Annotated in this window: 13 protein-coding genes; 8 read left to right on the top strand and 5 right to left on the bottom strand. The window is 52.2% G+C overall.

The genetic code is table 11. The features are described 5' to 3' along the window. Positions 1-111: 111 nt before the first annotated feature. Both HMPREF3050_RS09540 and ybaK read right to left on the bottom strand, forming a co-directional pair. Positions 112-723: a DnaJ domain-containing protein gene (locus HMPREF3050_RS09540; RefSeq protein WP_003758609.1), complete on the bottom strand. Its 612-nt coding sequence runs from the start codon at positions 721-723 to the stop codon at positions 112-114. A gap of 175 nt (positions 724-898) precedes the next feature. Beyond that, the gene (gene ybaK / locus HMPREF3050_RS09535; protein WP_070774628.1) at positions 899-1,381 is read right to left on the bottom strand and encodes a Cys-tRNA(Pro) deacylase; all 483 of its coding nucleotides are present in this window, start codon (positions 1,379-1,381) and stop codon (positions 899-901) included. Positions 1,382-1,617: 236 nt separating this feature from the next. Here ybaK and HMPREF3050_RS09525 point away from each other — a divergent pair, with 236 nt between their 5' ends. Next, positions 1,618-1,968, top strand: a complete 351-nt coding sequence (locus tag HMPREF3050_RS09525) for a RidA family protein (protein ID WP_070774627.1) — start codon at positions 1,618-1,620, stop codon at positions 1,966-1,968. A 262-nt stretch (positions 1,969-2,230) separates the two neighbouring features. Further along, positions 2,231-3,277, top strand: coding sequence for a recombinase RecA (gene recA, locus HMPREF3050_RS09520; protein WP_003758619.1), 1,047 nt, complete (start codon positions 2,231-2,233; stop codon positions 3,275-3,277). An 83-nt stretch (positions 3,278-3,360) separates the two neighbouring features. Here the strand turns inward: recA and grxD are convergent, their stop codons facing one another. Beyond that, the gene (gene grxD / locus HMPREF3050_RS09515) at positions 3,361-3,672 is read right to left on the bottom strand and encodes a Grx4 family monothiol glutaredoxin (protein WP_003758621.1); all 312 of its coding nucleotides are present in this window, start codon (positions 3,670-3,672) and stop codon (positions 3,361-3,363) included. 292 nt (positions 3,673-3,964) lie between these two features. Here grxD and HMPREF3050_RS09510 point away from each other — a divergent pair, with 292 nt between their 5' ends. Both HMPREF3050_RS09510 and HMPREF3050_RS09505 read left to right on the top strand, forming a co-directional pair. After that, a complete protein-coding gene (locus tag HMPREF3050_RS09510; protein WP_003758625.1) occupies positions 3,965-4,237 on the top strand; it encodes an ACT domain-containing protein in 273 nt (90 codons plus the stop codon). 14 nt (positions 4,238-4,251) lie between these two features. Further along, entirely contained in the window at positions 4,252-5,607 is a 1,356-nt protein-coding gene (locus HMPREF3050_RS09505) for a PFL family protein (RefSeq protein WP_009174020.1), read from the top strand. Positions 5,608-5,696: 89 nt separating this feature from the next. On the opposite strand, the gene era is transcribed toward HMPREF3050_RS09505, so the two are convergent. Together era and rnc are read right to left on the bottom strand one after the other, a co-directional pair. Then, entirely contained in the window at positions 5,697-6,623 is a 927-nt protein-coding gene (era, locus tag HMPREF3050_RS09500; RefSeq protein WP_070774626.1) for a GTPase Era, read from the bottom strand. 67 nt (positions 6,624-6,690) lie between these two features. Beyond that, a complete protein-coding gene (gene rnc / locus HMPREF3050_RS09495) occupies positions 6,691-7,410 on the bottom strand; it encodes a ribonuclease III (protein ID WP_070442350.1) in 720 nt (239 codons plus the stop codon). Positions 7,411-7,817: 407 nt separating this feature from the next. Between rnc and HMPREF3050_RS09490 the strand changes: the two genes are divergently transcribed. From HMPREF3050_RS09490 to HMPREF3050_RS09475, 4 genes are all read left to right on the top strand, one after another. Beyond that, positions 7,818-8,141 (top strand): DUF2185 domain-containing protein, encoded by a 324-nt coding sequence (locus HMPREF3050_RS09490; protein ID WP_070774650.1) that lies wholly within the window; start codon positions 7,818-7,820, stop codon positions 8,139-8,141. Between the two features lie 75 nt (positions 8,142-8,216). Further along, positions 8,217-8,696: a 6,7-dimethyl-8-ribityllumazine synthase gene (ribH, locus tag HMPREF3050_RS09485; protein WP_003758639.1), complete on the top strand. Its 480-nt coding sequence runs from the start codon at positions 8,217-8,219 to the stop codon at positions 8,694-8,696. A gap of 145 nt (positions 8,697-8,841) precedes the next feature. After that, positions 8,842-9,273: a transcription antitermination factor NusB gene (gene nusB / locus HMPREF3050_RS09480; protein ID WP_070774625.1), complete on the top strand. Its 432-nt coding sequence runs from the start codon at positions 8,842-8,844 to the stop codon at positions 9,271-9,273. Between the two features lie 6 nt (positions 9,274-9,279). After that, positions 9,280-9,630 carry a hypothetical protein gene (locus tag HMPREF3050_RS09475; protein ID WP_070774624.1) on the top strand — a complete coding sequence of 117 codons (351 nt, stop codon included), beginning with the start codon at positions 9,280-9,282 and terminating at the stop codon, positions 9,628-9,630. The last annotated feature ends 164 nt before the right edge of the window (positions 9,631-9,794 follow it).

Here is a 9,794-nt window from a genome sequence, read left to right as displayed (position 1 = left end):
TTGTCCTGATTTAAATTTAATCCACTATAGTTTCCCGCAAACGACCCATACAAAAATTTCAGACGACCCCGGGATGCGAAGGTCGTCTGAAAACAAGGCGGGCGGTTGCGCTTAGAACCAAGTATCCAAAGACATACGCTTGTTGTCCGTCAGTCTGACGAAACCTGCCGCCAAACGGTAAGCAAACCAAACCGATACCAAAAACAGCAACACGGAGCCGATGCCGATAAACGCGGTGATTTTACTCAAAACAAACCCCGCCAGACCGCCCCAGAAGGTTTTAATCAGATAGTCTGCGTGGTTATTATAAACCGAGTCGCCCATATCGCCACGTTTTACATACGCCAAAACAATGCCGGCTACAGGCATCACGAAGGTCGCAAATGCCAAGGCAAACAAGGCATACATCGCCATCACATAAGTCCGGTCGCCGTCTTGGCGCGGCGCTTCCGCCGTATGTTCGCTACCGGTCTGCTGGCTGGCGGTCTGCCCGCTTCTACCGCTGAATTCACGGAGCGACTCGTCGTACCATGCCCGACGTTCGGGATCGACCAGCGTATCGTAAGCCTGACGGATTTCCTTAAAACGCTCTTCCGCTTCGGGATTGCCGGGATTACGATCGGGATGGTATTTCATTGCCGAATCGCGATAGGCTTTTCTGATTTCTGCAATGTCCGCATCCGCCGAAATGCCGAGAATTTCATAAAAATTACGGTTTTCCATATTAGGGTGTGCCTCTTTGGTTTGTGTTTGCCAAAGCCCGATACCGTGAAATCACGCCAACAGGCTGTTTGACAGAATGAAAACAGATATAAAATCAGGCATTGTGTTCTTTTTATAAAACCTTCAAATTTGCCCGAATCTGCGTTTCCCGACTTAAAAACCGTTTTGCATCCCTTTAGACGGCGACCTGTACATCCTGCGGATTCAAAGTCCGCAAAGCCTGCGGACTGATACCGATGATGAATCCGCGCTTGCCGCCGTTGATATAAACTTTCTCCAAATCCCAAATACTTTTTTCAACATACACAGGCAACCGGGTTTTCATACCGAAAGGCGTCGTCCCGCCCACCAGATAGCCCGTCCATTTGTTTGCCTGTTTCGGATCGGCAGGCTCGATGTGTTTCATGCCCAAATCGCGTGCCAGATTTCGGGTGGAAATCTGCTTGTCGCCGTGCATTACGACAACCAGCCCTTTCTTCGCTTCGTTTTGCAACACGATGGTTTTGACCACCTGATGCTCGTCCACGCCGAACAACTGTGCAAACTGCCCTGTCCCGCCGTGTTCCTCATAAACATAAATATAAGGCTCAAAATCAATTTGATGTGTACGCAAGAAACGGACGGCAGGAGTAACCGGATAATCGGTATTTTTGCTCATGATGCAGTTCCAATAATATTCAGACGACCTAAAATTAATATGACAATGACGCGTAAAAATAGTTTCCGCATCTTTTCAAAAACAACAAAACCGCCCGCCTGCTGTGGCAGACAATCAAGCTGAATGTTACCATAAGCCCCTGCCCAATATCCGCCATCCTGTTCCGACAAAATCGGAAAACCGAAATCCGACAACAGGACAGAATGCCCCGTGCGCCCAACCTCAAGGAATATCAAATGAATATCCGATACCTCGGTACCACCGAACGCTACTCCGAAGCCGTCTGCGCCGGAGGATTCGTCTTCCTCTCAGGCATGGTTCCCGAAAATCCCGAAGCCGATGCCAAAGCCCAGACCGAAAATGTCCTGGCGCAAATCGACCGCTGGCTTGAAGAATGCGGCACCGACAAAGCACACATCCTCGAAGCCACCATCTTCCTGACCGATATGAACGACTACGCCGCCATGAACGAAGCCTGGGATGCCTGGACAGCCCCCGGCCGCGCCCCAGCACGCGCCTGCATCGAAGCCAAACTCGCCAAACCGGAATGGGCGGTCGAAATCAAAGTATCCGCCGTGTGCAAGTAATTGGATTGGACAAGGGTCGTCTGAAAACCACAGTCGATTTTTCAGACGACCTCTGTAACAAATAAAATCTGCAACACCGATACGCTCAAAAATTAGAAAACATTTAATTTTATTAGAAACAAATAGTTATTTAAAATTTTTCAAGTAAGCCCGCCTGCACGTCAAAATAAAATCGAAATAAACTATACTTTTTCTTAATTTATGAGATAATAGCTAAACAAATTCTTAGCTAAATTCATCAACATCAAACGAGACCAACACTATGTCAGACGAAAAAAGCAAAGCCCTAGCCGCCGCCCTTGCCCAAATTGAAAAAAACTTCGGCAAAGGTTCCATCATGAAAATGGACGGCAGCCAGCAAGAAGAAAACCTTGACGTCATCTCCACCGGCTCGCTCGGTGTGGACCTGGCACTCGGCGTCGGCGGTCTGCCGCGCGGCCGCGTCGTAGAAATCTTCGGCCCCGAATCCTCCGGTAAAACCACGCTCTGTCTCGAAGCCATCGCCCAATGCCAAAAAAACGGCGGTATCTGCGCCTTCATTGACGCCGAACACGCCTTCGACCCTGTTTACGCCCGCAAACTCGGCGTTAAAGTAGAGGAACTCTACCTCTCCCAACCCGATACCGGCGAGCAGGCTCTGGAAATCTGCGACACGCTGGTGCGCTCCGGCGGCGTGGACATGGTCGTCGTCGACTCCGTAGCCGCCCTCGTCCCCAAAGCCGAAATCGAAGGCGAAATGGGCGACAGCCACGTCGGCCTGCAAGCCCGCCTGATGAGCCAAGCCCTGCGCAAACTGACCGGCCACATCAAACGCACCAACACACTGGTCGTCTTCATCAACCAAATCCGTATGAAAATCGGTGTGATGTTCGGCAGCCCCGAAACCACCACCGGCGGTAACGCCCTCAAATTCTACGCCTCCGTCCGCCTCGACATCCGCCGCACCGGACAAATCAAAAAAGGCGACGACGTCATCGGCAACGAAACCAAAGTCAAAGTCATCAAAAACAAAGTAGCCCCCCCGTTCCGCCAAGCCGAATTCGATATCCTGTACGGCGAAGGCGTAAGCTGGGAAGGCGAACTGATCGACCTCGGCGTCAAATACGACATCGTTGAAAAATCAGGCGCATGGTACAGCTACAACGGCGCCAAAATCGGACAAGGCAAAGACAACGTCCGTGTCTGGCTGAAAGAAAATCCCGAAATCGCCAACGAAATCGACGCCAAAATCCGCGCCGCCGTGGGCATCAACATCGATATCACCGAAGGCAAACTGGACGACACCGACGGCGAACGTCCCGAGGAATAAACCCCTCTTGAGTCTTGGTTAAAATGAAAAGAGGTCGTCTGAAATATTTCAGACGACCTCTTCATGATTCCGTATCAGGCAAATCAAGCTTTCAGCAATTCTTGCAGCTCACCTGCTTCATACATTTCCATCAAAATATCGGAACCGCCGACAAACTCTCCGTTTACGTAGAGTTGCGGGATGGTCGGCCAATCGCTGTATTCTTTGATACCTTGGCGGACGGCATCGTTTTCCAAAACATTCACGGTAACGTAATCAGTGCAGCCTGCGGCGCTGAGGATTTGTACGGCGCGTGAAGAGAAGCCGCATTGCGGGAACTGCTTCGTACCCTTCATAAACAAAACAACGCGGTGGGTGGTAACAACTTCTTTGATTTGGTCGTGGATAGATGTCATGGTTTAATCCTTATTTACATGAATCGGTTAATCGGAATTTGCGCCATTATACGCAAATTGACGTGTTTGGGTACGCCTGTTTGCATGGATATTTGAACAAATTAATATCGGTTTACCCAAAATCCCTCAATCGCAAACCTGCCGATCATCCTCAGCCCATCCTATTCAATACGCAGCCGCCCCAACCGACAAAACCTGAAAATTGTCAACAATCCAAGCCATCTTATTTTAAAGCGGTGCTATAATTTCCCGAACCAGATTTTTCAGACGACCCCTACAAGGACCCTGACTTATGAATAATTCAGTCATCACCGTCATCGGCAAAGACCGCGTCGGCATCGTGTACGACGTTTCCAGAATTTTGGCGGAAAACCGAATCAACATCCTCAATATCAGCCAGCAGCTGATGGACGATTTCTTCACCATGATTATCTTGGTGGATACCTCGAAATGCCCCAAATCGCGGCAGGAAATGCTGGATTTGTTTGCGGAAGAGAGCAAAAAACTCGCGCTCGACATCCGTATGCAAAATGAAGAAATCTTCCAAGCCATGCACCGCATTTGAGTCGGAGGAATGTGATGAGTATCCAATCCGGCGAAATTTTAGAAACCGTCAAAATGGTTGCCGACCAGCATTTCGACGTCCGCACCATTACCATAGGCATTGATTTGCACGACTGTATCAGCACCGACATCGATGTGTTGAACCAAAACATTTACAACAAAATCACCACCGTCGGCAAAGATTTGGTCGCTACGGCGAAACACCTTTCCGCCAAATACGGCGTGCCGATTGTGAATCAGCGCATTTCCGTCACGCCGATTGCCCAAATCGCGGCGGCAACCAAAGCCGATTCTTACGTCAGCGTGGCACAGACTTTGGACAAGGCAGCCAAAGCCATCGGCGTGTCTTTTATCGGCGGCTTTTCTGCGTTGGTGCAAAAAGGCATGTCGCCTTCAGACGAGGTGTTAATCCGCTCCATTCCTGAAGCAATGAAGACCACCGACATCGTGTGCAGCTCCATTAATATCGGTAGCACGCGCGCAGGCATCAATATGGATGCGGTCAGATTGGCGGGCGAAACCATCAAGCGCACGGCTGAAATCACGCCCGAAGGTTTCGGCTGCGCCAAAATCGTCGTGTTCTGCAACGCGGTGGAAGACAATCCGTTTATGGCGGGCGCGTTTCACGGTTCGGGCGAAGCGGACGCCGTTATCAACGTCGGCGTATCGGGGCCGGGCGTGGTCAAAGCCGCGCTGGAAAATTCGGACGCGGTCAGCCTGACCGAAGTCGCCGAAGTCGTGAAGAAAACCGCCTTCAAAATCACCCGCGTGGGTGAACTCATCGGCCGCGAAGCCTCGAAAATACTGGGCATCCCATTCGGCATTCTCGATTTGTCGCTGGCACCGACCCCCGCCGTCGGCGACTCGGTGGCACGCATCCTTGAAGAAATGGGCTTGAGCGTTTGCGGTACGCACGGCACGACGGCTGCCTTGGCATTGCTGAACGATGCCGTGAAAAAAGGCGGCATGATGGCTTCCAGCGCGGTCGGCGGGTTGAGCGGCGCGTTTATCCCCGTTTCCGAAGACGAAGGCATGATTGCCGCTGCCGAAGCAGGTGTGCTGACGCTGGACAAACTTGAAGCAATGACCGCCGTCTGCTCGGTCGGGCTGGACATGATTGCCGTTCCCGGCGATACGCCCGCGCACACGATTTCCGGCATCATCGCCGACGAAGCCGCCATCGGTATGATCAACAGCAAAACCACCGCCGTGCGCATCATTCCGGTAACGGGCAAAACCGTCGGCGACAGCGTCGAGTTCGGCGGCCTGCTGGGCTACGCGCCCGTGATGCCGGTTAAAGAAGGTTCGTGCGAAGTGTTCGTCAACCGCGGCGGCAGGATTCCCGCGCCGGTGCAGTCGATGAAGAACTGATTGCCTGACCATGAAAAAGGTCGTCTGAAAACTTGCAATGCTTGTTTTCAGACGACCTTTGTTTATTTGAGACTGTATTTTCAGACGACCTACAAACCCAATTCCCTGAGGAAGCGCACGTCGTCCGCCCAGCCTGATTTGACCTTGACCCAAACCTTTAAAAACACTTTGGTATCAAACAGTTTTTCCATATCGAGACGGGCTTCGGTGGAGATTTTTTTCAGTTTTTCCCCACCTTTGCCGATTAAGATGGCTTTTTGGCTGTCTTTATCGACCAATACGGCGATGTAGATTCGGTAGAGTCCGTTTTCCTCTTCTTCGAATTGTTCGATTTCCACATTCATGGCGTAGGGCAGCTCTTCGCCGAGGTAGCGGAACAGTTTTTCGCGCACGATTTCGGTGGCGAGGAAACGGCTGGAACGGTCGGTCACCATTTCTTCCGGATACATCGGCACGCTTTGGGGCAGGTAAGGTCTGAGGCGCGCGAGCAGGTTGGCGATGCCCAATCCGTGTTTGGCGCTGACGGTTTCATGCCCTGCAAATTTGAATTCTGCGCTGATTTGGTCGATAAATTCCTGCAAACCAGTATTGCCCGCTTTGTTTTTGTCGATTTTGTTGATAACGAGGATGACGGGCGTGTTTGTCGGCAGTTGTTCCATCACGATGCGGTCGGCATCGGTAAAGCGCATGGCTTCGACAACGAAAACGACGGCATCGACGCCGCTCAACGCTTCGGTGACGTTTTGATTGAGGCGGTCGTTCAGGGCGTTGCGGTGTTTGGTTTGGAAACCGGGTGTATCGACGAAAACGAATTGGGCGGTGTCGTCGGTATAAATACCGGTAACGCGGTTGCGCGTGGTTTGGGCTTTTTTGCTGGTGATGCTGATTTTTTGCCCGATGAGGTGGTTCATCAGCGTGGATTTGCCGACGTTGGGGCGGCCGACGATGGCAACGAAGCCGCAGCGGTAGTCGGCGGGGTGGTTGGATTCGTTTTGCAGGAAGGTTTCGATGTCCATGATGGCTTTCTGTTTGACGTTTCAGACGACTTTTTTGTATCCATAGGTCGTCTGAAAAATAAATCGGCTATTTTTTTGCTTTTTTCAAAGGGTGGTGTTGCTCGAGCCATTGCAGCGCTTCTTTGGCGGCTTGCTGCTCGGCAACCTTGCGGCTGCTGCCTTGTGCTTTGCAGATAAAACCGAGTTCGCCCAAGTCGCATGAAATCAGGAACATACTGTCATTGGCATGACCAATTTGTTCCTCGATGCGGTATTTGGGCAAGGCAAGGCGGCGGGCTTGGAGAGCTTCTTGCAGGGCGGTTTTGTTGTCTTTGCCCTGCGTTTTGAAATCGGCGCGTTTGACGCGTTCGGCAAACAAGTGCCGCACCACTTTCTCCGCTTCAGCGAAATCCGCGTCAAAGCTGACGGCGGCAAACATCGCTTCCATAGCATCGGCAAGGATGGAGGGTCGTCTGAATCCGCCGCTTTTCAACTCGCCCGCGCCCAAATAAAGCCCGTCGCCGACATTCATTTCCAAAGCGATTTCCGCCAACACGCCTTCATTGACCAAGCTCGCACGCAAACGCGACAACTCGCCTTCAGTCAGCTTGGGGAACGCATCAAACAACATTTTGGCGACGGTGTAGTTCAAAATCGAATCGCCGACGAACTCGAAACGCTCGTTGTTTTTCGCATGGTAGCTGCGGTGGGTCAGCGCCTGCTGCAAAAGCGCGGTATCTTTGAAACGGTAACCCAGTTTATTCTGAATGGCGGCATGCGCCTGCTGTTTTAACACATCTGTTTTCATGAGGACGTTTGTCTTTCTTCTTGCTTCGGCGTATCGGGCGGGAGGCGGCGAAAATTCAGCCTCCCAAACCAACCCGAATGCGTTTCGGCACTTCATGCAAATACGGAAACACTTTAGGGCTGCAACAGCCGTCTGAAACACAGCTCAGCCCGTTTCAGACGACCAGCATTGTACCATCAAACCATAAGCGGCAAAAATATAGTGGATTAACTTTAAACCAGGACGGCGTTACCTCGCCTAACTTTAAACCAGTACGGCGTTGCCTCGCCTTGCCGTACTATCTTTACTGTCTTTGCGGCTTTCGCCTTGTCCTGATTTAAAGTTAATCCACTATAAAGATACACGGTGCAGAGGCTGCCCTAATCATGATAAAATCCGCACAATTTTTACGGCATGCACACACCGCAATGAATAAATTTGCCCAAGCCCTCTCAGCCGCACTCGACCGCTGCATCGTGACCAATACGGTAGCCAAACAAGGCGAACCCGTCGGCTTCCTCTACCGCGAAGCCCCCGTTTTCGAAAACGACAGCGGCTGGCGCTTCTTCAGCGGCGACGAAACCGACGAATACACCGACGATCCCGACAATTTCAGCGTCGTCAGCCTTTCCGAAATCACCCAGTCCAATCCCGCCATCGCCGCGATGATAACCCAACCCGAAGGCAGCGCATGGGAAATCGGCGAAGACGGCGAGTTTCAAGCCGTTGCCGACTGGCAGCCGCAGGAATAAATCCCCAATATCGTTTTCAGAAAAGCCAAACGTCGTCTGAAAACCCGTTTACCGCTCAAAATACAAGGAAACACCATGAACATCATCGCCCCGAACCTCGATGGCGCACACCTGCGCATCGGCATCGTACAAGCCCGCTTTACCAACGAAATCGGCAGCGAAATGCTCAAAGTCTGCTGCCGCACCCTGCAAGAATTGGGCGTAGCCGACAACAACATCACCGTCGCCACCGTACCCGGCGCGCTCGAAGTGCCGCTCGTCCTGCAAAACATGGCAGCCTCCGAGCAATACGACGCGCTGATTGCCATCGGCGTCGTCATCCGCGGCGAAACCTACCACTTCGAACTCGTTTCCAACGAATCCGGTTCAGGCGTAACCCGTGTCGGACTCGACTACAACATCCCCATCGCCAACGCCATCCTGACCACCGAAAACGACGAACAAGCCGTCGCGCGCATTGAAGAAAAAGCCGCCGACGCCGCCAAAGTCGCCGTCGAGTGCGCCAACCTCGTCAACTATCTGATTGAAGAGCAGTTTGACGACGAAGAAGAATAAGCCCGAACGCGAAACCCATAGCTTTGCCGCATTCCGGTTTCGCACCATCTGCCGGACAAACCGTTTTCAGACGACCCGTCATCCGACAGAGGTCGTCTGAAACATTCATTACCGCACCCACCGTGCCGCCAACGAAGGAATCCCCATGAAAACCCCACGCCGCCGCGCCCGCGAGTTAGCCGTACAAGCCCTCTACCAAGCCGGCATCAACAACACCGCCGCCCCCGAAATCGCTAAAAACATCCAAGACCAGCCCGACTTCGCCAAAGCGGACGAAGAGCTGTTCAACAAACTCTTCTTCGGTACGCACACCCACGCCGTCGAATACATCCAGCAAATCCGCCCCCTGCTCGACCGCGACGAAAAAGACCTCAGCTCCATCGAACGCGCCGTCCTGCTGATGGCATGCCACGAATTGAGCGCGATGCCCGAAACCCCCTACCCCGTCATCATCAACGAAGCCATCGAAGTGACCAAAACCTTCGGCGGCACCGACGGACACAAATTCGTCAACGGCATCCTCGACAAACTCGCCGCCCAACTGCGCCCGAACGACCCGAAACGCGGCAACGCATAATTTAATATGAAAAACACCCTCCAACTTCTAACCGCCGCCGCTCTGATGTTGTCGACACAGGCATTTGCCAAAACCCCGCCTCCCGGCGTTTACATGACCATGGATTCGCAGTTTGTCGGTATCCTGGCAAATGGCAGCTATTGCATGGCTGTGCAAAACGAGGTCAAAAACGGCCGTTGGCAAAAAACGCCAAACAGCCTAAAACTGGATGATAACAAAACGGTCATCTCCGACAACGGCAGCGGCGGCTACGTCCTCAACGGCGAACCGGTCATGCTCATGAACGGCGGCAACACTGCCGGCATGTGTGCCACCCTCAAGGAACACGCCGACAGAAAACGGCGTACCCAACCGTAAACCGGAAGCAACTCCTTCACCGCTTTCGCTCCCCCATGCAAAAAGGTCGTCTGAAAACCCAAATTCGGTTTTCAGACAACCTTTCTCTTTTGTCAGGATATTGTGTAAAGAATCTGTCAAAAAATAAGCGGTAATATAGTGGATTAAATTTAAATCAGGACAAG

Origin of the sequence: Neisseria sp. HMSC065D04 (assembly GCF_001815675.1) — a bacterium.
Classification (GTDB): domain Bacteria; phylum Pseudomonadota; class Gammaproteobacteria; order Burkholderiales; family Neisseriaceae; genus Neisseria.
Note: the sequence above shows the minus strand (reverse complement) of the source record. Positions and strands in the feature narration are given on the sequence as shown.